This window comes from Mycobacteroides sp. PCS013 (genome assembly GCF_049532645.1).
Classification (GTDB): Bacteria; Actinomycetota; Actinomycetes; order Mycobacteriales; family Mycobacteriaceae; genus Mycobacterium; species Mycobacterium gwanakae.
Genome location: NZ_CP150131.1, coordinates 4,401,821 through 4,426,443 on the forward strand (window position 1 = coordinate 4,401,821; position 24,623 = coordinate 4,426,443).

The window sequence follows — 24,623 nt, forward strand, 5'->3', positions numbered from 1 at the left end:
GCTTTCATCATGTGTGGACCTCTCCTCGTCGAGCACTTCATTCAGATAATAGGATTATCTGAATGAAGGCGCAATGCCCTACGACAGGGAGAACGGCAAGGACTCCATGACATCGGATTGCTCGCGTATCAGTTCGCGAGCTCGCTCGATGAATTAGCTGGAGGCGTTCGAAGAGAGCCGCAGGTCGGCAATCCACAGCTGCAGCGTGCGGGTCAGCAGCGCGACGTACTGCTGGTTGTCGATGGTGCCCAGCGTGCGGCCCAGTGCCAATCCCGTCGCGGTCGCGAGGATCGCGGTAAGCGCGGCGTCGCGTTCGTCATCGGGCACGGTGTCGGGAAGGGCGTTCGAAAGCACCGCACCCAGCAGACTGCGCCCCATGGCGATATGGCCCTGCGAGACCGCGAGCTGCGTTTGATCCTTGTGAATGGCCAGCGCATACTCGGCGGCCAGCGCTACCAGGCCCTCATCGCCGCTGAGCGCCGCGGACCATTGCGCGAGCTGAGCGACCTGGTCCTCGACGGACGAGGCGGACTGAAGGAGCTTGCCTGCGACCTCGGAGAAGGTCCTCATGTAGCAGCGCAGCAGTACCTCGGCGCAGAGGTTCTCCTTGCTGGAGAAGTTCGAGTAGATCGCCCCGACGGTCCGGCCGGCGGCATCGGCGATCTTGGTGACGGTAGTGCCGCCCAGTCCGTTGGCGAGGAACAATTCCTCGGCCGCATCAAGGAGATCTTCGCGGGTACGTTGCTGAGATTCGGCGCGGCTGATCCGTTGTCGCTGCCCGGACATCGCCACCTCCTTGAATCCTGCGCGATATTCGTCTAATCCGCCCAATGCGGGTCGGCCGAGTTCATATTTTGCCATTATCCCGATTGGGGAGTCCAGTGTGCCGGACGGAGGCTTCTGCCGCGCACTGCGCCTGAGGCCCGAGCCGGGGTGTGCGCATGGAGCAGACGCTCAACATACAAATCCCGTTCCCGATCCGTTCACTTGCCGTAAATGAGCTCAACTTAAAAATCATCCATACCCAAAAGGGGTATGGGGTACTAGTCCCGGGCTTTCCGGAACGGATCGTGTTGGACAACTGAGAGAGGCACCGCCGCCATCATGCTGAAAAGTCTTGTCGTCCTGACCATCGTGGGCGTGCTCGGCGCGACCGCTCCGGTGGCTCTGGCTGATCCGCTGGGCGGTGAACCATTGCCGGATCGGATTGCGGCCGATTCCGCACCCGCCCCAGCCGCAGACAACGGTGCCGTGGCCTCGGCAGAGCCCGGCACCCTACGCACGCGAGAGGGTTGGGTGCTGGCCATCGCAGCCAAGGACGAGGCCCAATTGCCCGTCGCGCCATTGACCACAGCCCTATCTTCACGCGAGTACGTGGTCAGTGGAACGTTCCTTGGTGCCATCCAGGGGTCCGGCACCACGAAACTGACCGATGGGATCCTTGAAGCTGGATACCAAATCGGTTGTGGCATAAGCGCTGCCGAGGTCGACTTGAGGTTCGGTGGCGGTATCACACCGCAGATCAGTCCCGCGGGTGTGCCCAGCATCGGAGGTAACGTCTTTGGGCAGGTCCGCCCCACCCTCAAGCCGGGCACCGCCACCATCATCCCGGTCACCAAGATGGCGTTCGAGGGGGATAGCGCGCGCGTCACCATTACGGCATTCCGCATCAAGATCGACAGCTGCGTGGGCCAGTCCTTCATCCGCTCCTATGCGATCTTGACCAGCTCGACCGAGGACACGCAGGACGTGGTCACCTACATGGGTGTGACCAAGGCCGTCTAACCCTGATTATCCAGATCTCAACTCGCTCAATCATATTCAGCTCTGAGAGGCGTCATGACCATGTTTAAGACTCTTGCCGCTGTGGCAACAGCGTGTGTACTCACGGGAGGGACACCGTTGGCGTCGGCTGAGCCCGGTCCCTCCCCGCTTCCCTTACCCGCCGGGATGGAGAACCCGCCGCGGCCCGCTGAAGGTGAGCCTGGCCCGCCGCTGGACAACGGTGTCGTCGCTTCCGAACCACCGGCGACTGTCACAACGCCGGATGGCTGGGTGCTGGCACTCGCGGCAGAGGAAGAGACCCAGCTGCCCATTCCCCCGCTCACCACGGCGACCTCCTCGCGTGAATACCTGGCCGGCGGCACGTTCATCGCCACCGTGAAAGGTGGTGGCAGCACCAAACTGAAAGGCGGGACCGTCGAGGCCGGATACCAGATTGGCTGCGGTATCGCCTTGAGTGGAGTTCGCCTGACGGGAAGCATCGGCCTGTCCTCGTCGATCGGGCAGTCCGGGCTTGGCAACATCAGTATGCCCCTCGTGGGAAACATCGAGGTGAGGCCCAAACCCGGCGAGGTCATCAATGTTTCGGTCACCAAGAAGAAGTTCAAGGGCACGCAGTCGCGCATCACACTCAAGGACGTTCACATCAAGATCGACGGATGTATCGGGCAGTCGTTCCTGCGGTCCTATGCGGTGCTCACCAGCACGACCTCGGGAACCGAAGACATCATCGCCTACTACGGCGTCACTAAGACGGTCTGAGCGGTACCGCAGTTTTATTCGAGCCCAAGGCTCTTGAGCGCGTGGGACATCCGCTGTGGGGTGGCGGGCGTAAGAGTTGCCCACAGCGCGCCGTCAGCGGAGGTGCTCGGCGTGGCCATAATCCGGCCAAATGCTGTGTCGTACACGGCAACTCCGCCGGGCGCGCGATCGGTGACACCGTCTACGCGACGAATCGCGGTGATCTCGGTCATCGCGCCGCGGCGAGCCATTGCCTTGGCCACGGCTACCGCGTCGGCTTTGGTGGCGCCGAGCGCGATGAGGCGCCGGGCCATTTCGGCGGGTTCGGCGTTAAGGGCCAGCGCCAGCTGCTCGGCGGGCGCGTTGATCGACCCGAACTTCAGTGGTGTGGCGTCACCCAGGTACCGCCACAGTTCGGCGCCGAGCGACCCGGTGACCGAACGCATGGCCACACCCTCGCCATCGTTGACCAGCAGCACGTACGCTTCGCCGTGCTCCACCAGGCACAGGCGCAGCATCTGCGATCCGGCCCAGCGGCGTACCGCTACCTGACCGGTGGCCTTGCTGGCCGAAGTCAGCATGTCCCGCAGAGTCGGGTGAAGGTCCTCGCCCTTGAGCAGGTTGCGTTCCTTCAGCCGGGCGCGCGCGCCCTCCAGAGCGTCTCGATGTTCGGCTTCGTCTTCGTGGCGCGGACCAGCGGCCAGCACCACCGGCAAGAGGTCGTTGCCGGTGATCTCGCGGGTCAGTTCCAGTTCGTCGAAGTCCAGGCGGACGGTCACAGCTCCGCGCTCGCACCGAGGACCGGCGGCGCGACCGCGCCCTTGGAGCCACCGCGCTCGAACAGCGCTGAGGCGTCGACGTTTTCGAAGTCGGCGACCTTGTCGCTGGCCGGCTTGGTGGTCAGGATGTCCGGCAACTCGACAGGCTTGCTCTCGTCGCCCATGAAGACGCCAGTGGCACCGATGGCGGTGAGGTCCTTGTCGTCCTCGTCCTCATCCTTTTTGGTGCCGGCGTTCCCCACCTTGATGCCCTTGCCTGCACTCGCGGCCAGCGCACCGCCGGCCATCATGCCGGCCATCGGCGCACCCATTCCGCCCATACCGATACCGGAGCCGCCGGCGGAGGCCGCATTGGCGGTCATCGAGATGGCTGCCGCGCGGGCGCTCTGCACACCCGGCACCGAGTCGGGGCTCAGCGGGCTCGGGCCCATCTCGGACATACCGAAACCGGCAGCGCTGACGCCGGTGTTGCCGCTGTTGGCTTCCGACTTCTCTTCGGGGTACTTGATGACCTCGGGGGCCGGCGGGAACTCCACGACCTTGGCTGCGGGCTCGCTGGCCGACTCGTAGGTCTCCATCGCTTTGGCCGCCTGCAGATCCAGGCCCTGCTCCATGCCCTCGGTGGTGGCGTGCAGCCCGAAGAGTGCCCCACCCGCGGACAACGCCTCGGCCTTGGCCTTCTCAAGCTGAGCCAAGTCGTTGATGTGCGGCATGTCCAGAACCGCCGTGCCGTACGACTCGGCGTACGTGTTGGCGGTGTCGCTGACCTCCTGGGTCAGTCCGGCCATCTTGTCCAGCCACTCGGTGAACGGGGTGATCTTGGTCAGCGCCTCCTCGGCGCGGGGGCCGCGGTACCCCTCCATCAGCTTCTCGCCGACACCCAGGCTGTTCTCGTGCACCTCGGCGAACACGGCACTGATCTCCTGCCAGGCCAGGGCACTGTCGACGACATGCGTCGGTCCGGCACCCGTGGCCAGGTCCAGGGCCAGCTTCTTGGCCTTGCGGGCCACCCAGTTGACGCCAGTGAATCCGGTCATGACTTATTCCCCCACGCCATTGATACGGGCGGCGTTGTGTCGTTCGAGATCGACGAACGCCTGCGAGTTGCGCCGGAACGCCTCGGCAATGCGCTTGAGCTGCTCGATGCCGTCCTTGGCGACCTTCTCGAAGTTCTCGTGGGTCTTCGCGGAGGCATTGGCCACCGCGGTGGACACCTCATCGCGACCGGCCGAACCGAACTTCGTGGCCTCGAGTTGTTTGTCGAGAGCTTCCTGTAGTCGCTGCGCCATCGCGTCGTACTCGACAGCGGCATCCTTCATGACATCCGGATCGACCTGCAGAACAGTTCCCGGCTGGTTGGCCAGGTCCCAACGGATCTCCTCACGCTGGGCCGGCGCTGGTACGTCAGCCATCTTCTGTCCCCTTTCCCCCACTCGTCTAACGTGGTCTTAAAGGCAGTTTTGCCCTTCATAAGATGGACGGCGGATCCCTCTGTTCGGTTCCGTCATTCTCCAAGATTTTTAGATTTTTTTCGACAAACCTCAGACGTCTCGTCAGCCCCAGCCCAGCTGGTGTAGCCGCTCATCGTCGATACCGAAATGATGAGCGATCTCGTGGATCACGGTGATTGTCACCTCGTCCACTACCTCATGTTCGCTGGAACACATCTCGAGCAGCGGCTCGCGGTAGATCGTGATGGTGTCCGGCAGCGCGCCGGCGTAGAAGCTGTCGCGCTCGGTCAGTGCGATTCCCTCGTACAGCCCGAGTAGCTCGGGGTCCTCCGGATTGCGGTCCTGGACCAACACCACCACGTTGTCGAGTGCGGCGGCGAGCTTCGGCGGCACAGCGTCCAAGGCGTCGGAAACAAGTTCCTCGAACCGTTGTTCGCTCATCTGGACGGCCATCAGGCGTTGAGGGCTCGCATAGAGCTAGGCCGGTCCGGGTGGGGGAGCGCCCGGAGGCGCCTGGCCCGGTGGCTGCCCCTCCATCGGCGGCCCCTCCATGGGCGGTCCGTCCATCGGCGGGCCCGCGGGCGGCGGAGGCGGACCCGCACCAGGAGGCAGCGTGGTCACGATCGTGTTGCCCGGAGGGTTGCTGGGATTCGGCGCTACCGAAGACGTCGGCGGCGCAGAGGTCCGAGTCGGCTGCTGTGTCGTCTGCTGAGTCGGTTGTTGGGTGCGGGTTGGCTGCTGCGTATACGTCGGCTGCTGCGTGTAGGTGGGTTGCTGAGTCGGCTGCTGGGTAGGCGCAGGAGTGGTGGACAGCGGGATCGGCGGCAAGTTCAGCCGGTCCGCCGGGATGTCCGGCGGCGGCACCGGCGGCTGCCCGTTGATGAGCAGCTGCCCACTCTTGGCGCTGTTGACCAGAGTCGACCAGGCACCGTTACCGAGGGTGGACCCGATGTTGCAGCTGACCTGACGGCTGCCGGCCGTCCAGCTCGGCAGGGTGATGGTGTTGTACGACAGCGTCAGCGTGGTGGCGCGGAATCCGTCGGGATTGCCCATGTACTCATTGGTCAGACGGTTGCAGTTGTCCTTGATGAACGCGTCCTGGTCAGGCTCTGGCGGCACCGCACCCGGGAACTGCTCTGCCAGGCTCACCGTTCCGGTGATCTCCATGGCATGAGCTCTGTCGCAGTCGACCGGCAGCTCGGTGGGCAGGTTCGTCGTGGAGTCGATACCGACGCAGGTCCCTACCGGCCAGACCTTGGACTGGTCCTGCTCGGCCACCTTGCCGCGGAACAGCTGTTGCTGGTTGTCGGAACCGGGGAGCTGCAGACCACAGAGCACGCGCCGTTCACCCGCTTCGGACCAGCCCTTCTTGTCGGGATACAGCATGCCCATGGTGAATCGGCTGTTCGGGTCGTAGCGATCTCCCAGGTAACGGTTGATGGCGACCTGGCACTGTTCCTGACTGATCTCCTGGATGCGCACCATGCTGGGTGGCTGTGAATCCGGCCCGTACTCGGTGCCGGGGAAGGTGCGCAGGTCAATGGACTCAGCGACCTCGAAGCGGTGATCGCTCCCGCAGTCAACGGTGCGGACATCGGCCATCGAGGTGGGCGCCGACCAGCTGAGGCAGTCGCCGGCCTTCGCCGAGTTGAAGGTGCTGTTGCCCGGCGCGCCGGTGCTCGGCACCGGGTTGGAGTCGATCCTGTTGACCAAGCGGTCCGCCGAGGTCCAGCCGTCCGGCAGTGCCTGGGTGAGACCGGCGATGAACAATCCGCCGAAGGTGACGAGCAGCAGGGCACGATGTGTGGACCGTTCCTTGAGTCCCTCTTTCAACCCCTCCCACCAGTGCGGTTTGTCCGATGGGGAGTCGCCCTCGTCGACGGCCGCGGGCTCGTCTGCGACGTCGTCCCCAGGCGCGTTCTCGGGGTAGTCCAGGACTTCCGTCTGCGGAGCTTCGTCGGGGGCCACCGATTCGGTGTCGTCGGAGTCCGAGGTGGCCGGGGTCTCTGGGGCCTGCTCGGCCTCCGCGGGTGGCACGGCAGCAGCCGTGGACTCGGCTTCGGAGTCTGCGGATGTCTCGGTGCCCACCTCGTCGTTAGGGGATTCGTCCGGGGCGGACTCGTCCCGCTCGACCTTCGTGGGTTCGGCTTCGTCGCTCATACTGCAGCCATTGTTACAGGTGGCGGTGCGGGTTAGCCCAGCGATGCTGTCCGCATGCGCAGCTAGATTGAACTCTGTGACAACGATGGAACCTGACCGTGATGACGCCGGCGATGCCGGGGACTCTCCCGCGGAGGAAGCCGAGCATCAGGCCCGCGTTGCCGAGCAGGTCGCCGCGCTGGCCCACGAACTGTTCGATATGGCCCGGGAGGGCAACGCGTCCACCCTGGCCGCCTACCTGGACTCCGGGGCGCCGGTAGACCTGACGAACCAGGCAGGTGACACTCTGGTCATGCTGGCTGCCTATCACGGGAATGCGTCCACGGTTCGGTCGCTGATCGCGCGCGGTGCGGACGTCAATCGTGCCAATGACAAGGGCCAGACGCCGCTGGCCGGCGCAGTCTTCAAGGGCTCCGACGACATCGTCGAGATCCTGGTCAAGGCGGGTGCAGATCCCACCGCCGGGACCCCGTCCGCGCTCGATGCGGCGCGGATGTTCGGCAAGGACGAGTATCTGAGTCTGTTCGGCGTGTAGGCCGCATGTCGATTCACGGTGAATGCAACCCTCGCCGTGGTCGCGGCTGTAGGCGAGCGTTGCTGCGTGGCATCTGCCGAGACCACCCCCCCAACTCGCTGCCCTGGCACCGCGGCTCGATGAGATCGCGCGCCTATTAGGTGTTCGATCGGTGCTGGTCATGCGTTCTGAACCTGGTGCGATGGCTGTCGCCGCCACGGCCGGCGAGGCGGCCGAGCACTACACGGTGGGATCCGTTGGCAAGAAAGCGGGCGACGACCAGAACAGGGTCCCTCTGTACTGCGAGCGGGTAGTGGACTCCGGTGACGAGGTTTTCGTGCGTGACTCGCGTGTCGACGAGCTTTTCGCGGGCAACGAGGACGAAATCGAGTTCGGCCTCACCAACTATTTGGGGCTTCCCGTTCACAACGCGGCCGGTGAGGTCGTCGGGACGGTGTGTGTGCTCGACGAGGTGGCGCGCGAGTACTCGCCCGCGGAGCGCGACGAGCTGGTGGGGTTGCGTGCCCAGGTCGAGACGATTGTCCGAGCCGATGGCTCAGCGCTGGGCTGAAGCGCAGGTGCGGAAACTAGCCCCAGTAGTGTTCAGCGGGTGATCGACCTGAAATTTCTGCGCGAAAACCCCGACGCGGTGCGTGCCTCGCAGCGTCTGCGAGGCGAGGACCCGGCGCTCGTTGACGTGCTGCTCGACGCCGATACGGCACGGCGGGCCGCGGTGTCGACCGGTGACACGCTGCGTGCCGAGCAGAAGACGGCAAGCAAGAAGGTGGGCCAGGCGACGCCCGAGGAGCGCCCCGCGCTCTTGGCAGCGGCCTCTGAACTTGCCACACAGGTCAAGGCCGCCGAGGCCGAGCAGGTAGTCGCCGAGGCCGCGTTCACCGAGGCGCACAAGGCGATCAGCAATGTAGTGATCGACGGCGTACCGGCCGGGGGTGAGCAAGACTTCGTGGTACGCGACCTCGTGGGGGAGCCGACTGCCATCGAAAACCCCAGGGACCACGTGGAATTGGGTGAATCGCTGGGCCTGTTCGACATGGAACGCGGCGCAAAGGTCTCCGGCGCCCGGTTCTACTTTCTCACCGGTTACGGAGCGCTGTTGCAACTCGGTCTGCTGCAGCTGGCCGTGCAGACCGCAGTGGCCAACGGCTTTACCCTGCTGATTCCGCCCGTGCTGGTGAAGCCCGAAATCATGGGCGGTACAGGCTTTTTAGGCGCCCACGCCGACGAGGTGTATCACCTCGAGGAGGACGACCTGTATCTGGTGGGCACCTCGGAGGTGCCGATCGCCGGGTATCACTCCGGCGAGATACTCGACCTGAATGAGGGGCCGCTGCGGTACGCCGGATGGTCCAGCTGTTTCCGGCGTGAGGCTGGTAGCTATGGCAAGGACACTCGCGGCATCATCCGGGTGCACCAGTTCGACAAGGTGGAGGCTTTCGTCTACTGCAAGCCCGAGGACGCCGAGGCTGAACACACCAAGATCCTGGGCTGGGAACGGCAGATGCTGGCCCACATCGACGTGCCGTACCGCGTTATCGACGTTGCCGCAGGTGATTTGGGTTCATCGGCCGCCCGCAAGTTCGACTGCGAGGCGTGGGTGCCGACGCAGCAGGCCTACCGAGAGCTGACCTCCACCTCCAACTGCACCACCTTCCAGGCGCGTCGGCTGGCGGTGCGTTACCGCGACGAGAACGGTAAGCCCCAGACCGCCGCGACGCTCAACGGCACATTGGCCACCACCCGGTGGTTAGTGGCAATCCTGGAGAACCACCAGCTACCCGACGGCAGTGTTCGGGTACCGGCGGCCCTGGTGCCGTTCGTCGGAACCGAAGTGCTGGAGCCCAAATGAGCAAGATGTTCGACATCGAGCTGGACGAGCTGCGTAGCTGGTTCGGTTTCGGAGTCGCCGGGAACTTCGCCGGACACCTCGAACAGGCCGGGGAATCAGCTGATTTCGTGAATGTCGCCTCAAACGGTGTGGCACCCAAGGGGATATTTCCGTGGTACGTACCCGGTGACGACGGGTTCCTGGGCCAGTTCCCCCTCTCGCACGATGAGACGGTGCTGCCCGACAGCGACACTCCACTGAACCTGCAGATCGAACCCGAAGTGGGCCTGGCCTGCCGCGTGCATTGGCGCGGCGATGTTGTCGCGTCGTTGGAGCCGTTCGCGCTGGGTGCCTTCAACGACTGCTCGATCCGGCGTCCCAACGCTCCCAAAATCAGTTACAAGAAGAACTGGGGTTCAGCGTCCAAAGGCGTTGCGCAACAGTTCTTTGAGGTCAGCGACCTCACCCCCGACGGCCCAACGGCCACCCTGCGACTGAACTGTCACCTGCACACCTCGGACGGGCAGGAGCATGAGTACGGCGTGGACAGCCCGCTGCTGGGGTACTCCTACTACGGCGAGGTGCTGCTGGACTGGATCACCGAGCGCCTGGATAACCAAAAGGGTTCCGCCGATACGCCGTTGGAGGATGTGGGCGCGCTCATGGTGGCCGCCGGGCATCCCGCACATGTGCTGATCGGTATTGGGGCGACTAGGTACACGCCGCTAGGTGAATCCACGTATCTACAGGCGGGGGATGAGGCCGTGGTCCGTGTGTACAGCACCGCGTCCGGCGAGGCGTCGGAGCTACGGCAGCGGGTTCGTAGCGTCCACTAGGCGGGACGGACAGGGTGTGCGGCCCCGAGTTCGCGCTAGCGTCGAGACATGACCGAAGGCGTGACCTCGGATACTTACCGGGAGCTTTCTGAGAACGGTGTGCAGAAGCACAATAGCCGGATGATCAGGCTGCTCCGCGAGAACGGCGGCAAGCTGCCCGGCGTGCCCGATGACGAGATGCAGGTTCTCATCCTGACGATCATCGGCGCGAGGACGGGAATCGAACGGTTGACCCCGCTGGGTTACTTCGAGCACGAGGGTCGCAGGTTCATTGTGGGATCCAACGGCGGACAGCAGAAGCCGCCATCGTGGATTTTCAATGTGCGCACTCATCCCACCGTGACCGTCGAGGTGGTTCCGGACAGCTACGACGCCGTTGTGCGCGAGCTGAATTCCGGAGAGCGCGAGGAACTCTTCCCGGTGCTGGTGGCCAGATACGCATTCTTCGGTGATTACCAGGCGCGCATCGAGCGAGTGATCCCGATGTTCGAGTTGGTACCGGTCTAGCCGAGCTTTCTGGAGCGCAGCTCATGCCCCTTGGAGGTCAGGCAGCGGCCGGTCTCCAGGTTCCAGTCCCAGCCGTGCAGGTTGCAGGTGAGCTTGTTTCCTTCTACCACACCGAATTTCGACAGATCGGCCTTGAGGTGCGGGCAGCGTCGCTGGATCTCCCAGCCGTCCAGTGTGATGGATGCGCTGTCGTCGTGGGCCTCGGCGAACCAGCCGTCCGCATACGCGATGCGCTCATTGGTGAGGCATTTGAAGAACGTGTACAGGTACTCGTTGTAGCCACCCACGCGCCACGCGGTGAAGCGGGTCGACAAGAAGATGGTGTTCACCCAGTCCGGCTCGTCATCGCGCAGCACCGTGCGCACCAGCTCCGGTGCGATCCCGAAGCCGTAGCGGTACTTCTCGTTGGGAATAGGCTCGCGGACAATCCGTTTCGGAAAATCCAGGACGACGGTTTCGCTACCGAGACGCAGCTCCACCGGATAGCCGATGCCATCGCAGATCTGATCGGTCTGCGCCATGATCGGCTCGAATTTGGCACGCAATGGCTCCAGCAGTGGCTCGCCGGCGGCGGGTGCCCAGGCGGCCTTCTCGGCGGCAAGCACCGGAGCCATCCGCTGCGCATAGTCCTCGATGTAGGCGGCCTTGCCGGTGCCGAAAATTGCCTCGGCCTCCTCGTCGGGGACAGGGTGCGTCAGCGAATTCAATTCGGAGGCAGTGAAATCGGCGACCGTGCCGGGAATCATCAGTAGGCCCTTGTCGTGGCCGTGCTGGCGCATCTGGTCCAGGAACACCAGTTGATCAGGGAAAATGTTCGCCGGGTCACCGTGGTCGTCGTTCAGGTCACGCAGCTCGGCGTCCAGGAAACACGGTGGCCCTGCGGACGGGATGACCCAGGTGGCTCCTACCTGCGCGATGTATTGACGGCACCGATCCATTTGGCGCTGCCGTTTCTGGGTGCCGAAGGCTTCCTTGGCGCGGGCAGGCATGTCGTAGACCATTGGGTACCAGATGGCGCCCGAGTACTGCAGCATGTGCACGTCGATGTGCCCGAACTGTTCGGCCAACACGTCAAGATCGACGGGGCGGGCGTCATTCATGTTGAAAGCCGTTGTGGTGCCGTCGGATACCACGAGGCCGGAGTCGCCGATGGGTCCGTCGGCCGGAGCGCGCAGCGCGATGATCATGACGTCCAAGTCACCCTTGGGGCCGCTGACCCGATGCTTGACGGAGTCCTCCGTCTCCACGAAGGTGTGGAACCCCAGCCCCTCCAGTTCGCGCTTCAGATCCGGCACCGGATAGTCGGGCAGCAGCACCACCGCGTCCTTGTTGACATGGTCGGTCAGGTTCTGCGGGTCGTAGTGGTCCTTGTGTAGATGCGAGACGTAGAGGTAGTCGCAGTTCCCCAGCCGGTCCCAGTCCAGGGTGCTGTTGTCGGGGTAGGGAAACCAGGAGGCGAAGTACGCAGGGTTGACCCAGGGGTCGCAGAGGATGCTGCCCGCAGCCGTCTCGATAAAGAATCCGGCGTGGCCGACACTGGTGACTCGCATGACCCCCAGCCTATCGAGCTGCGATTACGGGAGCCAAAGCCGCGGACGGGAGCGTAGGTCCGCTATTTGTCCATCGAAATCCCCTTGCATAGAGATGCTACGTAAAATCGATCTGGTGTCCACCACCGATGGCCTCACCGCCGACGTCCTTACCGTGATCGCGCGGCTCAACCGCTGGGTGTCCAGCCAGGCAGAGTTGCCCGTGCCCACCGGCCAGGCACGGCTGCTGGCACTCGTCGGCGAGATGGAGGACGCACGGATCTCCGATTTGGCGCAGGCCGACCACTGCAGCCAGCCGACGATGACCGTGCAGTTGAAGCGGTTGCAGGACGTCGGGTACGTCGAGCGGCGCGTCGACCCCACGGACAAGCGGGCACAGCGGATCAAGCTGACCACGGCCGGACGCGATGCCTTGGTTGCCATGCGCGCCGAGCGGCAGAGTGTGCTGGATCCGTGGTTGAGCACCTTGCCGCCAGATGAGCAGCGCACCCTCGCCGAGGCCGCCAGGATTCTCGAAGGGCTCACGCGCCGGATGGCGGCGCAGGCCGGCCGCTCACCAGGGCCCGACGAGGTACTCCAGCAGGGCCAGCGAGAACGCCCCCAGTAGGGCGATGACGAACGAAGCGCCGATTGTGTACGTGATGGCTCGTTCGCGGCGCAGTCTTTCTACTGCGATTCCTGCGGCAGCACCCAGACCGCCCATGACGGCGAACCCCCCGAACACCAGGTACAAGATGGCACTGAACATCGCGGGCCAGACCGCGCTGAGACCGCTGACGTAGCCGACCATGAATGCCGGAAACCGATAGACCACGGCGGTCAGCGCAGCGGCGATGGGGCAGCAGCCCGATCGCGGCCACCGAGCCGACGACGGCACACCGCATGTCGCGCTCCATCATTCGGCCTGGAACAAGTGTCGTAGATACGCGCGTGGGTCGGTGAGGAAGCGCTGCCAGTGCCCCACCATCTCCAGGTCGTTCCAATCGCTTTGCTGCACACCGTCTTCGCCGAATTCCAGAATGGTGGCGCCCGGGAAGGCCGCGAGTACGGGGGAGTGGGTGGCCATGATGACCTGAGATCCGGCGGCGACTACGGCGTCCAGCATCGCCATCAGTTGCAGGGATGAGGTGAAGGACAGCGCGGCCTCGGGTTCGTCGAGGATGAACAGTCCGCGCTCCATGTCTCGCTCGGCGAGGAACGCCAGAAACGACTCGCCATGTGAGCGTTCGTTGAGCCTGCCCTCGAAGATCTGTTCCGGGGTGCGCTGGTCGACCGTCGTGAATAGCTGGTGCATTGCCTCGGCCCGCAGGAAGCACCCTCCGCCGGGACGCGGGTGCTCGGCATCGAAGGTGATGGCCCAGTACAGGTCGGTGTCTTCGCGTCCGCCGGGCGCGCCCCAGTGGTTGACGGCATAGGGCAGCCGTGAGCGCCACGAGGAAGCCACCGCCTCGAGGAACGTGGACTTGCCCGAGCCGTTCTCGCCCACGATGACGGTGACACCGGTGGTCAATCGCAGGGGTTCTCGAGCGATCTGTGCGATCGCGGGGATCTCCAAATACCAAGCGTCGGGCTGCTTTTCACGATCGATCGCGATCTGGCGCAGGATCACGTCTTGATGGTATCGACACCCATCATTCTCCTATCGCGGTATGTAATGTGGATTTCGTTCTGAAAAACAGAACGCTCCTATCGTTAGAAACCGCTGGACCTGCGGTTTCTCGCGAACCTACGGTTGAGGCATGACATTGAAGACTCGGCTGACCCGGCATTTCGGCATCGAGCATCCGGTGGTCCTGGCGCCGATGGATGATGTCGCCGACGCGCGCCTCGCCGGTGCGGTCAGCACGGCGGGTGGCCTCGGCCTGCTTGGCGGCGGTTATACCAACGAGGTGTGGGTTCGCCGGCAGTTCGACCAGCCCGGCGCTGCCGTCGGGTGCGGTTTCATCACCTGGACCCTGAACGGTAACGAGCATGTCCTTGACTTCGTGTTGGAACGGAATCCCGCGGCGATCTTTCTGTCGTTCGGAGATCCCGCACCCTATGCGGCGCGTATCCGGGCCGCCGGTGTGCCACTGATCTGCCAGGTCCACAACGTCGAGCAGGCTTCCCGGGCCATCGAGGTGGGCGCCGACGTCATCACCGCGCAGGGCGCAGAAGCGGGTGGCCATGGGGCCGGACAACGATCGACGTTCACCTTGGTTCCAGAGATCGTGGACCTTGTCGCTAAGAACGCGCCTCAGGCCCTCGTGCTGGCCGCGGGCGGAGTGACCGATGGCCGCACCCTGGCTGCAGCGCTGGCGCTGGGCGCGGACGGTGTGGTGGTCGGGACCCGGTTCTGGGCATCACAGGAAGCGGCGATCTCCCGGGTTGCCCAGCAATACGCCCTTCAGGTCGACGGCGACAGCACCATCCGCCAGCACGTCTATGACATTGTGCGTGGCAAGGATTGGCCGTCTACCTACAGCGGCAGGGTGCTGCGCAACAGCTTTGTCGACAGATGGCACGGCCATGAGGTGGATCTCGCTGAACATCTCGAGCAAGCTCGATCCGAATACCAGATCGGTGTGGCCGCCGAGGATTACCGCGTGGCCAATCTCATCGTTGGCGAGGGCATCGGGCAGATACGGCATATCGCGAGTGCCGCAGACATCATCCATTCCATGGTGGCTCAAGCCGCCGCCATCAACCCGGCATATCAAGGAGTCAGCACATGCCACTAGTGCGTATCGACTTAACCTCTGACCGGCCACGCGATCAGCAACGGGCCATCGCCGACGCCGTGCATGACGCTCTGGTCGAAGTATTGAAAATCCCTGTACGAGACCGATTTCAGATCATCACGGCTCATGAGGCCGCAGACATCATCGCAGAGGATGCGGGACTGGGCTTCGCGCGATCGTCCCGTGTGGTGATCGTGCATATCTTCACGCAGACCGGCCGTAGCGTGGAGACCAAGCAGCGGATCTTCTCCGAGCTGGCCGACAGGCTGGCTGCCGTCGATGTGGCGGGCGCGGATCTTTTCGTGACGATCAGTGAAAATGGGCCGCAGGATTGGTCTTTCGGTTTCGGTAACGCGCAGTACGTTACCGGTGAGCTGGCTGTCCCCGCCGCAGCGAGCGCATGATGGAATCCTGATATGGAGCTCAGTGACATCGCGCACTTCCTGGCGGTCGCCGAGGCCGGGGGCATCTCTCGGGCCTCCAAACAGCTTCATACCGTGCAGTCCAACGTCAGCAGCCACATCAAAGCGCTGGAGGATGAGCTCGGCGTCGAGCTGTTCCGACGACATGCCCGGGGCATGACCCTGACCAACGCAGGGGAAGCCTTTCTGCCCTACGCCGAGCGGATTACGGCGCTGCTGCGTGAGGCGACCCAGGTGGTTGGCGACGAGGCTGAACCCACCGGAACACTGGCCATCGGCGCCATGGAAACCACAGCAGGACTGCGACTTCCTGGCATCCTGGCCACGTATGCCGTCGACTGTCCCCGAGTGGACTTCACACTCATCACGGGCACCACGGCCGAGCTGATCGATATGGTGAACGATCACCGGCTCGATGGCGGCTTCGTCTGTGGACCCGTCGAACACGATGCTCTCTCGGCGAATGTGGCCTTCGTGGAGGAGCTGGTACTGGTCACCGCTCAACACCACGGCGACATCCGTGATGTCTTCGATACCCCGGCGCGCATGCTTGTCTTCCGCAACGGGTGCGCCTACCGCGAGAGGTTGCAGGAGATCTTCGCCGATCACGGCAACGTGGATCCGCAGGTTCTTGAATTCGGAAGTCTGGAGGGAATTCTCGGATGTGTCGCGGCCGATATGGGTGTGACGCTGCTTCCGGTCGCGGTAGTCATGGCCTCGCAGCGTGCAGCAGCGCTGCGGGTGCATCAGCTCCCGCCACTGCAGGCGCGAGTCGAGACGCTGTTCATCCGGCGAGCGGACTCGGTTGTCTCACCAGCGATGTCGCAGTTCCTGCGCCATGTGCAGCGCGCTGGTTCACCCGCGGTGCTGCGATCGGTCGGCCGGTGATTACTCGTAGCGTCCGTAGCCGGTGATACCCGAATCGTTGGCCGCCACGTAGGTCGACAAGCCGACTCCGCGGCCCTCGCCACCACCGACGGTTGTCAGGGTGCCGTTGTCATTGATCAGCACGATGTTGACATGCTGGCCCTTCGGACTGGGCTCGTCGTACAACACCATGTCGCCCGGCTTCGGTGAGTAATCGGGGGTCTCGTAGCGCCCCTGCTCCTTGAGGTAGGCGGTCAGCGTCAATACCCCCGGGATGCGCCAATGCCCGGAGTTCGGGTTGGCGAACGGCTTGCCGGACGCGCGCATCACCCAGCTGGTGAAGTCGGCGCACCAGGGCTCGTCGTTGCCCTCTGAGTACTTCACCATGCCCGCTTGCTCGGCGTATTCCTGCCCGAGGATCTGTACGACGGCGGCGCGCCCCGGGGACAGCGCAGTGGTGTCGACGATGGGAAACGACGGCGTTGCGGTGCGGGAACGGTAGAAGCCGAGGGCAGCACCGGCCGCCACGACAAGGGTTGCGGCCAGGGCTACCAGGAGCAGCGCACGGCGGGTCGTCAGACGCATGCGATCCAGATTACGGAAGTTTGTCGCAACGCCGCTTTCGGTCCTCGGAGTTCCATGGGGACCGGTTGGCGGCCCCGAGGAATGTGCGAAAACGCACGCAACGCCCATCACTGCTGGTCGTCAGCGCCCTGCGGCGTTGCGGTGCTCGGGGTGATCAGGGACCCGGGGGTGTGGCGGTTCACCGCACAGCATCGGTTGGATGGCCAGGTTTCGTTCTCTGTGTCAATATGTCTGCGCCCGGGCCACTTTGGATCGTGGATTCGTTAAACGGTACGGGCATACCGGGTGTGAATCCCGGCTAATCGAGGCCCCGTTAATCCGTGGTGGCTGGCAGCATCCTGCGCGTCAGGATGCCGCAGGGCCTGTGGGCGTAGAGAGGATCGTGATGTCGAAGTCGAATATGGATCTCGGAGTGTTGGGGGTGCTGCCGGTTCGCGCCAGCGCGCTCAATTCCGCGCGTGCGGTGTCGGAATGGCTTCGTTTAGCCGGTACTGCGGAGCGCAGCCGCATGGTTGCCCAGATGTCTAAAGAGCAAATCGTGCATCTGGTTTCACTGCTGGACGAACAGACCGGCCCCGAACTGCTGGGATCCCTTGACGCCCACGCCGCGGCTCAGGTTGTGCGTGCTGCAGGTGTAGAACGGTGCGGCCGGTTCTTTGAAGCCCTTGACTACGACACGGCTGCCGACATCGTGCGGCAGTTGGGGGGTGTCCGCCGAGAGACCCTCTTGCAGACCCTGAGCCCGGAGTACGTGGAGGCACTCGACGCGGTGTTGCAGTGGCCGCCGGAATCGGTAGCGGCGCACATGATTCCGGATGTGTTCACCATCGGTCCCGAGTTGAAGGTGCCCGCGGCCCAAGAATCCGTGCGGGCGCAAAGCCGCTGCGGGGGCGGCAAAGTTCATGGTGGTACGGGCCAGATCTATGTCACCGACGCTGATCGGCACCTGCTAGCGGCAGTCGGCTTCGATGATCTCGTACTGGCCGATCCGAATCAGACTGTCGCACAATTCATGAGTGAGGACCCGATTCGGGTGGGGCCGCTTACCGACGCGGAGCACGCTGCTCGAATTCTGATCGATTACGACCTGTTGGCGTTGCCGATCGTCGATGATCAGGGTGAGGTGCTCGGGGTGTTGACCGCCGAAGCTGCCGACGACATCCTGATCGAAGAGGCCACCGAAGACGCGGAACGGCAAGGTGGTTCGGAGCCTCTTGACGTGCCCTACGTGCGGGCTTCGCCGGCACATCTATGGCGCAAACGCATTGTGTGGCTTCTGGTGTTGTTCGTCGCCGAGGCATACACCGGCACCGTGCTCAAGGCATTCGAGGACGAGCTCGAGGCGGCGGTGTCGTTGGCCTTCTTTATTCCGCTGCTGATCGGTACCGGCGGAAACACCGGAACTCAGATCACCACCAGTCTGATACGCGCCATGGCCACCGGCCAGTTTCACATCCGCGATCTGCCCCGCGTTTTGTTCAACGAATTGTCGACGGGCGTCCTTGTTGCGTTGACGATGGCTGGCGCAGGCATCATGCGGGCCTGGACCCTTGGTGTCGGCAAGGAGATCGCGATTACCGTCTCTTTGACGCTCTTTGCCATCGTTCTATGGACGGCTCTGGTGGCATCCCTGCTGCCGCCCCTGCTCCAGAAGCTGAAGGTCGATCCCGCGGTGGTATCCGCCCCGATGATCACCACCCTCGTTGACGGGACCGGCCTGATCATTTACTTCCTCATCGCCCACGCGACCCTTCCGCAGCTCGCAGGCTTGTAGGGAGGTTTCCAGCCTGCGCGGCATCGGTCGGCGGGTAGCGTGCCGGACGTGAACCTCAATGACTTCCAAGCGCTCTACGACTTGTCGGGACGTACCGCCATCGTCACCGGCGGCACTCGTGGAATCGGGTACGCGATTGCCGAGGCTCTCGGCGCCTGTGGGGCATCGGTCGTGGTGTCGAGCCGGAAGGCCGATGCCTGTACCGCCGCGGCAAAGGAGCTACAGGACAAGGGGTATCGCGCACTTGGCGTGCCCGCCCACATGGGGGACCTGGGCGATATCGACAGGCTGGTCGCGAGCACGGTTGACGAGTATGGTGGCGTCGACATCGTGGTGAACGCCGCCGCGAACCCGGTCGCGCAGTCCATGGGCAGCTACACACCGGAGGCGCTGGGTAAGTCCTTCGACGTCAATGTGCGTGGTCCGGTGTTTCTGGTGCAAGCGGCGTTGCCGCATCTGACCGCCAGTGAGCATGCGTCGGTGCTCAACGTGGTGTCGGTGGCGGCGTTCCAGTACGTGCCGATGCTGTCGATGTACGCGGCGATGAAGGCCACTCTCATGTCCTTCACCCGGTCGATGGCCGTCGAATACACCGGCCGGGGTATCCGGGTGAACGCGCTGGCGCCCGGCACAGTCGACACCTACATGCTGCAGCAGAACCCGCAGGAGGTCATCGATGCCATGGCCGCGCAATCCTTCATGGGACGTGTGGCACACACCGACGAGATGATCGGCCCGGCGCTGTTGCTGTTGTCGGACGCGGGTTCGTTCATCACGGGTCAGGTGATCGTGGCTGACGGCGGTGGCGGGGTTCAGCGTTAGGCGGGTATCCGAGTGCACTGAGCGGGCCACCAGCGCTAGGCTCGTCACGTGGAGCCTGTCTATGGAACGGTGATCGGGCTTGCCCGCACCGTCTGGGCCGTTCAAGGCCTGAAATTCACCGTCACGGGTGTCGAGAACCTGCCGACCGAAGGCGGGGCGGTGGTGGCGATCAACCACACCGGGTACATGGATTTCACCTTCGCCGGGCTACCGGCGTTCCTTCAGAAAAAGGGACGCAAGGTGCGCTTCATGGCGAAGAAAGAAACCTTCGACAACAAGATCACCGGCCCCATCATGCGGGGGTGCCGGCATATCTCCGTGGACCGCGTAGACGGTGCCGCGTCCTATGCCGAGGCGGTCGACAAGCTCAAGGCAGGTGAGCTGGTCGGGGTCTACCCGGAAGCCACCATCAGCCGCAGCTTCGAGATCAAGGAATTCAAATCGGGGGCGGCACGCATGGCCATCGAGGCCGGCGTGCCGATCGTGCCGCACGTCATCTGGGGCGCACAGCGCATCTGGACGAAGGGGCATCCGAAGAACCTCGGTCGCACCAATACGCCGATCTCGATTGCGGTGGGCGCACCGATCCCGCCGACATTGCCGGTTGCAGAGCTCACCGCGCTGCTGCACGCACGCATGCAGCACCTGCTGCTGGAAGTGCAGGACGATTACGGTCAGCATCCCGCCGGCGAATACTGGGTGCCGCATCGGCTGGGTGGGTCCGCGCCGACGCTGGCCGAGGCCGCGCAGTGGGACGCCCAGGACGCTGCCGAGCGCAAGGCGCAGCGTGCCGCCCGCGAGGCGGAAAAGCAGGCCCAGCAGGATGGGGCACAGAAAGACGGCTAGATGGAACCGGTCTACCGACTCCTCGAAATCACGGCTAATACGGCGGTCCTCCTCACGGGGACCACGATCAGATATCGAGGTCTGGAGCAGGTCCCCTCTGGCGGAGGTGCGGTGATCGCGATCAACCACACCAGTTACGTCGACTTTCTTCCCGCGGGTTTGGCGACGGTCCGCGCCGGGCGGCGGCTGCGGTTCATGCTCAAGGCGGAGATGCAGGAGGTGCCCATCATGAACTTCCTGATCAAACATGCCAAGGCGATTCCCGTTGACCGCAGCGCGGGCCACGGGGCCTACGAGGCGGCGGTGGACAGCCTGCGCAGTGGCGAGATCGTCGGGGTGTATCCGGAGGCCACCATCAGCCGCAGCTTCGAGCTCAAGGAGTTCAAGAGCGGAGCGGCCCGAATGGCGCATGAGGCCGGTGTGCCGATCGTTCCACTCATCGTCTGGGGAGCTCAACGCATCTGGACCAAGGATCATCCAAAAAACCTGGGCCACAGCAAAATCCCCGTCAACGTGGCGGTCGGCCCGCCGCTGGACGCATCCCCGGATTTCGAGCGCACCACCGCCGAGCTGCACGACGCCATGGAGCAGGTACTGACGCAGGCGCAACAGGATTACCCGGAAGAGCCCGGTGCCTACTGGCTGCCCAGGCGCTTGGGCGGCAGCGCCCCCACACTGGAGGAAGCCGCCGCGCTCGACGCGGCGGAATTGGCAGAACGCGCCCGTAAGCGGGCCCAGAAGAAGACAGGCCCGAACCGCACGTGACTCCTCCCACCCTCATCGCGTCCGACGTGGACGGGACGCTGATCGATTCCGACGAGCTGCTGTCGCCGCGTACCCGGGCGGTCATCACTGCTGCGGTCGAATCGGGCAGCACATTCGTCCTGGCTACCGGCCGTCCGCCCCGTTGGATCACCCCCATCGTCGACGCCCTCGGCTTTGCGCCGATCTCGGTGTGCGCCAACGGCTCCGTTTTGTACGACGCGGACAGTGACCGGATCCTCTCAGCGGCGACGCTCGCTCCGGCGGAGCTCGCCGTGCTGGCCGAGGTCGCCCAAGCAGCCATTCCCGGAGTGGGCCTGGCGGTGGAGCGGGTCGGCCGCAGCGCACACGACGCCGCGACACCGCAATTCGTCAGCTCACCCGGATACGAGCACGCCTGGCTGAATCCCGATAACACCGAGGTGTCGCTGGACGACTTGCTGAGCTTTCCCGCGGTAAAGCTGTTGGTGCGCAAGGCCGGAGCCCGTAGCGCAGACATGGCCGAGGTCCTCGCGCCCCTGGTGACCGAGGCAGGTGCGGCCATCACCTATTCCACAGACAACGGGCTTATCGAGGTGATGCCCACCGGGATCAGCAAGGCCAGCGGAATCGCGGTGTTGGCGGATCAGGTTGGGGTACGGCCCGAATCGGTGATCGCCTTTGGCGATATGCCCAATGACGTAGCCATGTTGCGCTGGGCCGGGCACGGAGTGGCGATGGGTAACGCGCACCCGGATGCGCGGGCCGCCGCCGATGAGATCACTGCCACCAACGACGACGACGGGGTGGCCAAGGTTCTCGAACGCTGGTGGGGCTGAGGTCTTTTAGGTGCGCCCGGCGCTAGGCGGCGGGCGCGAACTGCTCTACCGGGGGCGGCGGGGGAGGCGGAGCCGGTGCGGGTGGCGGTGGCGCTGCCGGTGCGGCAGGTGCTGAGAACTGTTCGGCCAGGGCACTTTGTGCCACCGGTGCCACGCCGAGGATCTCGCGGGTCTCTCCGTTGATCACGCTTGACACCCGGCCGCTGGCCCGGTCGTAGATCAGAGAGCCGTTCTGGAAGTTCTGCACGATGATGTTCGGTTCGCCCACTTCATCGGTCACTGGGAGCCCCAACGATCCTCGCTCAAAATCTGTTTCGGCCCAGGCGTGGTAGATCGCCCCGACAACGGGATGGGTGCCGGTGCCGGGAGAGAAGTACATGGCGCCGTTGCGGAAGGTCGCGAAGCGGGCATCACCGGCAGCCTGCTGCTCAGTGGATGTCGGTGCACCAAGGGAACTGTCGGTGCTGCCCAACCGCATCCAGGTGTCGTAGATGGCGCCGCCACGCATCGCGTCGACCAGATCAGGTGGCTCGCCGTTGGCGGCGCCTGCGGCGATATCGCGCAGGCGGGGTATCAAGCGGTACGCGGCCTCACCCGGGCATTCGGTGTTGCCGACGTCGCGGTGCGTGAAAATCGTTGGCAGCGTGACGACTTTTCCTCCGGGCACGGTGGTGAATGGTCCACCCTCCGACGCCAGGTCCACCTGGCCGCGCGGATCAACGCCGGCGAGCCGCAGTCGCCAGCCCAGCATGCGGCCGGTGGATTGCAGCATCGCGGGAGAGGGCTCCTCGCGAGTGAAGTCGCCGATCAGCGCCAGCCCCCAGCTGTGCTCGTTGAATCCTCCGGTGTGTGCGCCCTGCACGTTGTTCGTGATGCCGCCGAAACGGCCCTCGAAGATCTGCCCGTACTTGTCCACCAGCACGTTGTAGGCGATGTCGCACCATTTGAGGGTTTTGGTGTGATAGGCGTAGATGGCCCGGATGATGGCAGCGGAGTCGTAGGGCGAGTAGTTGTTGCTTCCGGCGGTGTGGTGGACCACTCCCGCGCGCACGTCCCTGTTGTAAACCGGTGGGCACCGGTCCGACTCATTGGCTCCCCATTGGGCACGGGTGATGATGCGCGGGCCCGCCTGGGGCAGCGCTATCGGCGCCGACCAGCGCTCTTCGAACCGCGCGCCATCGGGTGGTGCCAGCTTGGGGCTGATCAAGATGGCGTCGAGTCCGGTGGTCAGCGGCTGCTCGATGCTCGCCGGCCGGTACCCCAGGCCGGGGTCGCCGCCGCCGGTCTTCGGCGCCTTCACGTTCGCGCCGTAGCGGGGTTGCACGGCGATCTGAGCGGAATGGGTTGAGCCGACGAATACCGGCTCTGTCGCCGCGGGGATTGCCTTGTCCTGGGCCACGGGGTCGCCGGACTCGACGGGGTGGAGCTCGTACCACTGCCCCCAACCGCCATCAGTCTGTTGCGCCCGCACGGAAACGTTGACGGAGGCAAGGTCCTCGCCGCGGACGGCAACCAGGCTGAAGGATTCGGCCTGCTGGATGTCGTGCACGGTGGCCGGTGTATTCAGACCGGGTAGCCCGACCTCCGCGGTCAGGACCTCGTGAGTCGCGGAATTCTGCAGTGACTGCGAGGTGATGGCAGTCTCTTCGGCCTGCTCGGTTTTGAGGTGATCGACGACGCTGACGGTCATCACCGTCGCAGTCGCGGCAAGAGCCAGCGCAAGCTGCCGTCGCATGGGCATCTTGCTGACTCGTACTGGCACGTCGTCTCTCCTGGATCACACCGGACGTGCCGCATGGAGCGACACGACCACCAGGGATGTTACGTATGGGACAAATGTGACTAGTGATTCGACACGCGCCGAATGTCGATCTTGATATTTAGCCAGTTGGCCAGACGCAACGACACCGCAGAGCCTCTGTGCCCTGCGGTGCCGTTTCGCTACCTAGTTTGTGTGTGACCTATCCGGCCGGCGGAGCTGCCGCGGAGGCGGCTGCCGGGATGGCACCCTTGATGAGGTCAACCGCCTGGGTGATGCCCAGCTGGTTCACGGCGCCCATCGCGTCGCTGATCAGGCTGCTGCCCCCACCGAGCCCGCTGCCGCCCCCGAGTGCGCTGGGGGTACCGAGGCCCGCCAGTGAGGGATCGGCGAGCGCCGGGTTGGTCAGGCCGGTGCCCAGTGCCGGGTTCGGCGTGATCGGGACCTCACCACCGGGGGAGGTCAGGCCCGCGGTCGATGCGGCCGGATCGGTGAGCGCCGGGTTCACGCCCGTCGGGCCGGTGCCGGTGAGTGCCGGGGTGCTGGCCGGAGCTGCCGGGTTGGTCAGTCCGGGGTTGGTCAGCGCCGGGTCGGTGAGACTCGGGGTGGTGGTAGCGCCCGGGCTGGTGAGTCCGGGGCTGGTGAGACCGGGGTTGGTCAGTGCCGGGTTGGTCAGCGACGACGAGGGGCTGGTGAGCCCGCCCGGAGTGGTGAGCCCACCGGGCGAGGTCAGCGCGGGGTTGGCGCCGCCAAGGCTGCCGAGCCCTCCGCCACCCAGGCCGGGGATGTTGAGACCGGACAGCCCGGGGATCTGCACGCCGAACTGGGACGTCATCTGTTGAACAGCGCCCATGACCTCACCGGGGAGGTCGGACACGATCGCGGCCTGCACGAATTCCTGCTGTGAGGGTGCGGGCGCGGCGGCCTGGGTCATGTTGGTCGCGAGGGCAATGGCAAACGGACTTGCGACGGCCAGCGCGGCGACCGAGCTCAAGGCTGTCGAAAGCCGGCGGCGGCGACGATTAGGCACGGAAGTCTCCTCAATATCGGGTCGATCACTTATGGTGTTCTGCGGTTTTGCG

At 64.5% G+C, this 24,623-nt stretch carries 28 protein-coding genes; 16 read left to right on the forward strand and 12 right to left on the reverse strand.

The window, feature by feature from the left end:
• Nucleotides 1-153: 153 nt before the first annotated feature.
• Nucleotides 154-786 carry a TetR/AcrR family transcriptional regulator gene (locus tag RHO23_RS21895; RefSeq protein WP_064410101.1) on the reverse strand — a complete coding sequence of 211 codons (633 nt, stop codon included), beginning with the start codon at nucleotides 784-786 and terminating at the stop codon, nucleotides 154-156.
• 318 nt (nucleotides 787-1,104) lie between these two features.
• On the opposite strand from RHO23_RS21895, the gene RHO23_RS21900 reads away from it, so the two are divergent.
• Both RHO23_RS21900 and RHO23_RS21905 read left to right on the forward strand, forming a co-directional pair.
• Nucleotides 1,105-1,785, forward strand: coding sequence for an MspA family porin (locus tag RHO23_RS21900; RefSeq protein ID WP_030096143.1), 681 nt, complete (start codon nucleotides 1,105-1,107; stop codon nucleotides 1,783-1,785).
• A gap of 60 nt (nucleotides 1,786-1,845) precedes the next feature.
• Nucleotides 1,846-2,544: an MspA family porin gene (locus RHO23_RS21905; protein WP_030096142.1), complete on the forward strand. Its 699-nt coding sequence runs from the start codon at nucleotides 1,846-1,848 to the stop codon at nucleotides 2,542-2,544.
• Nucleotides 2,545-2,558: 14 nt separating this feature from the next.
• Here RHO23_RS21905 and RHO23_RS21910 read toward each other — a convergent pair whose 3' ends face one another.
• From RHO23_RS21910 to RHO23_RS21930, 5 genes are all read right to left on the reverse strand, one after another.
• Nucleotides 2,559-3,302, reverse strand: coding sequence for an ESX secretion-associated protein EspG (locus RHO23_RS21910; protein ID WP_030096141.1), 744 nt, complete (start codon nucleotides 3,300-3,302; stop codon nucleotides 2,559-2,561).
• Nucleotides 3,299-4,339: a PPE domain-containing protein gene (locus tag RHO23_RS21915; protein ID WP_423488345.1), complete on the reverse strand. Its 1,041-nt coding sequence runs from the start codon at nucleotides 4,337-4,339 to the stop codon at nucleotides 3,299-3,301. The genes RHO23_RS21910 and RHO23_RS21915 overlap by 4 nt, the downstream gene beginning before the upstream one ends.
• Nucleotides 4,340-4,342: 3 nt before the next feature.
• The gene (locus RHO23_RS21920; RefSeq protein WP_057965372.1) at nucleotides 4,343-4,714 is read right to left on the reverse strand and encodes a PE family protein; all 372 of its coding nucleotides are present in this window, start codon (nucleotides 4,712-4,714) and stop codon (nucleotides 4,343-4,345) included.
• Between the two features lie 141 nt (nucleotides 4,715-4,855).
• A complete protein-coding gene (locus RHO23_RS21925; protein ID WP_057965371.1) occupies nucleotides 4,856-5,206 on the reverse strand; it encodes a metallopeptidase family protein in 351 nt (116 codons plus the stop codon).
• A gap of 24 nt (nucleotides 5,207-5,230) precedes the next feature.
• On the reverse strand, nucleotides 5,231-6,913 hold the full coding sequence (locus tag RHO23_RS21930; protein ID WP_423488346.1) for a septum formation family protein: 1,683 nt from the start codon (nucleotides 6,911-6,913) through the stop codon (nucleotides 5,231-5,233).
• 85 nt (nucleotides 6,914-6,998) lie between these two features.
• Between RHO23_RS21930 and RHO23_RS21935 the strand changes: the two genes are divergently transcribed.
• The 5 genes from RHO23_RS21935 (at nucleotide 6,999) to RHO23_RS21955 (ending at nucleotide 10,616) form a co-directional block, all read left to right on the forward strand.
• Complete coding sequence (locus RHO23_RS21935; protein WP_423489277.1) at nucleotides 6,999-7,448, forward strand: ankyrin repeat domain-containing protein; 450 nt, start codon at nucleotides 6,999-7,001, stop codon at nucleotides 7,446-7,448.
• A 160-nt stretch (nucleotides 7,449-7,608) separates the two neighbouring features.
• Nucleotides 7,609-7,998, forward strand: a complete 390-nt coding sequence (locus RHO23_RS21940; RefSeq protein ID WP_423488347.1) for a GAF domain-containing protein — start codon at nucleotides 7,609-7,611, stop codon at nucleotides 7,996-7,998.
• A 39-nt stretch (nucleotides 7,999-8,037) separates the two neighbouring features.
• Entirely contained in the window at nucleotides 8,038-9,294 is a 1,257-nt protein-coding gene (serS, locus tag RHO23_RS21945; protein ID WP_064407532.1) for a serine--tRNA ligase, read from the forward strand.
• A 5-nt stretch (nucleotides 9,295-9,299) separates the two neighbouring features.
• Nucleotides 9,300-10,109, forward strand: a complete 810-nt coding sequence (locus tag RHO23_RS21950; protein WP_064410104.1) for a DUF5718 family protein — start codon at nucleotides 9,300-9,302, stop codon at nucleotides 10,107-10,109.
• Nucleotides 10,110-10,157: 48 nt separating this feature from the next.
• Complete coding sequence (locus tag RHO23_RS21955) at nucleotides 10,158-10,616, forward strand: nitroreductase/quinone reductase family protein (protein WP_064407533.1); 459 nt, start codon at nucleotides 10,158-10,160, stop codon at nucleotides 10,614-10,616.
• On the opposite strand, the gene RHO23_RS21960 is transcribed toward RHO23_RS21955, so the two are convergent.
• Entirely contained in the window at nucleotides 10,613-12,166 is a 1,554-nt protein-coding gene (locus RHO23_RS21960; protein WP_064407534.1) for an MBL fold metallo-hydrolase, read from the reverse strand. The two genes, RHO23_RS21955 and RHO23_RS21960, sit on opposite strands and share 4 nt — an antisense overlap.
• 115 nt (nucleotides 12,167-12,281) lie before the next feature.
• On the opposite strand from RHO23_RS21960, the gene RHO23_RS21965 reads away from it, so the two are divergent.
• Nucleotides 12,282-12,773: a MarR family winged helix-turn-helix transcriptional regulator gene (locus tag RHO23_RS21965; protein ID WP_423488348.1), complete on the forward strand. Its 492-nt coding sequence runs from the start codon at nucleotides 12,282-12,284 to the stop codon at nucleotides 12,771-12,773.
• Here RHO23_RS21965 and RHO23_RS21970 read toward each other — a convergent pair.
• Together RHO23_RS21970 and RHO23_RS21975 are read right to left on the reverse strand one after the other, a co-directional pair.
• The gene (locus tag RHO23_RS21970; RefSeq protein ID WP_423488349.1) at nucleotides 12,720-13,043 is read right to left on the reverse strand and encodes a hypothetical protein; all 324 of its coding nucleotides are present in this window, start codon (nucleotides 13,041-13,043) and stop codon (nucleotides 12,720-12,722) included. The genes RHO23_RS21965 and RHO23_RS21970 overlap by 54 nt on opposite strands.
• Nucleotides 13,044-13,061: 18 nt before the next feature.
• Nucleotides 13,062-13,775 carry an AAA family ATPase gene (locus RHO23_RS21975; protein WP_423488350.1) on the reverse strand — a complete coding sequence of 238 codons (714 nt, stop codon included), beginning with the start codon at nucleotides 13,773-13,775 and terminating at the stop codon, nucleotides 13,062-13,064.
• A gap of 130 nt (nucleotides 13,776-13,905) precedes the next feature.
• Between RHO23_RS21975 and RHO23_RS21980 the strand changes: the two genes are divergently transcribed.
• From RHO23_RS21980 to RHO23_RS21990, 3 genes are read left to right on the forward strand one after another with little or no spacing between them, the layout of a single operon-like run.
• The gene (locus RHO23_RS21980) at nucleotides 13,906-14,886 is read left to right on the forward strand and encodes an NAD(P)H-dependent flavin oxidoreductase (protein WP_423488351.1); all 981 of its coding nucleotides are present in this window, start codon (nucleotides 13,906-13,908) and stop codon (nucleotides 14,884-14,886) included.
• Nucleotides 14,877-15,290: a tautomerase family protein gene (locus RHO23_RS21985; RefSeq protein ID WP_070917052.1), complete on the forward strand. Its 414-nt coding sequence runs from the start codon at nucleotides 14,877-14,879 to the stop codon at nucleotides 15,288-15,290. Before RHO23_RS21980 ends, RHO23_RS21985 begins: the two co-directional genes overlap by 10 nt.
• 12 nt (nucleotides 15,291-15,302) lie before the next feature.
• Nucleotides 15,303-16,196 (forward strand): LysR substrate-binding domain-containing protein, encoded by an 894-nt coding sequence (locus tag RHO23_RS21990; protein ID WP_423488352.1) that lies wholly within the window; start codon nucleotides 15,303-15,305, stop codon nucleotides 16,194-16,196.
• On the opposite strand, the gene RHO23_RS21995 is transcribed toward RHO23_RS21990, so the two are convergent.
• Nucleotides 16,197-16,760 (reverse strand): CHAP domain-containing protein, encoded by a 564-nt coding sequence (locus RHO23_RS21995; RefSeq protein WP_423488353.1) that lies wholly within the window; start codon nucleotides 16,758-16,760, stop codon nucleotides 16,197-16,199.
• 385 nt (nucleotides 16,761-17,145) lie between these two features.
• Between RHO23_RS21995 and mgtE the strand changes: the two genes are divergently transcribed.
• The 5 genes from mgtE to RHO23_RS22020 are packed head-to-tail and all read left to right on the forward strand — an operon-like array spanning nucleotide 17,146 to nucleotide 21,782.
• A complete protein-coding gene (gene mgtE / locus RHO23_RS22000; protein ID WP_227465402.1) occupies nucleotides 17,146-18,534 on the forward strand; it encodes a magnesium transporter in 1,389 nt (462 codons plus the stop codon).
• 48 nt (nucleotides 18,535-18,582) lie between these two features.
• Entirely contained in the window at nucleotides 18,583-19,356 is a 774-nt protein-coding gene (locus RHO23_RS22005) for an SDR family NAD(P)-dependent oxidoreductase (RefSeq protein ID WP_423488354.1), read from the forward strand.
• Between the two features lie 48 nt (nucleotides 19,357-19,404).
• Nucleotides 19,405-20,202, forward strand: coding sequence for a lysophospholipid acyltransferase family protein (locus RHO23_RS22010; RefSeq protein ID WP_030096121.1), 798 nt, complete (start codon nucleotides 19,405-19,407; stop codon nucleotides 20,200-20,202).
• Nucleotides 20,203-20,967: a lysophospholipid acyltransferase family protein gene (locus RHO23_RS22015; RefSeq protein WP_064407542.1), complete on the forward strand. Its 765-nt coding sequence runs from the start codon at nucleotides 20,203-20,205 to the stop codon at nucleotides 20,965-20,967.
• The gene (locus RHO23_RS22020) at nucleotides 20,964-21,782 is read left to right on the forward strand and encodes a Cof-type HAD-IIB family hydrolase (RefSeq protein ID WP_423488355.1); all 819 of its coding nucleotides are present in this window, start codon (nucleotides 20,964-20,966) and stop codon (nucleotides 21,780-21,782) included. Before RHO23_RS22015 ends, RHO23_RS22020 begins: the two co-directional genes overlap by 4 nt.
• Nucleotides 21,783-21,804: 22 nt before the next feature.
• Here RHO23_RS22020 and RHO23_RS22025 read toward each other — a convergent pair whose 3' ends face one another.
• Both RHO23_RS22025 and RHO23_RS22030 read right to left on the reverse strand, forming a co-directional pair.
• On the reverse strand, nucleotides 21,805-23,544 hold the full coding sequence (locus RHO23_RS22025; RefSeq protein WP_423488356.1) for an N-acetylmuramoyl-L-alanine amidase: 1,740 nt from the start codon (nucleotides 23,542-23,544) through the stop codon (nucleotides 21,805-21,807).
• A gap of 199 nt (nucleotides 23,545-23,743) precedes the next feature.
• Nucleotides 23,744-24,571: a hypothetical protein gene (locus RHO23_RS22030; protein ID WP_064407543.1), complete on the reverse strand. Its 828-nt coding sequence runs from the start codon at nucleotides 24,569-24,571 to the stop codon at nucleotides 23,744-23,746.
• Nucleotides 24,572-24,623 lie beyond the last annotated feature (52 nt).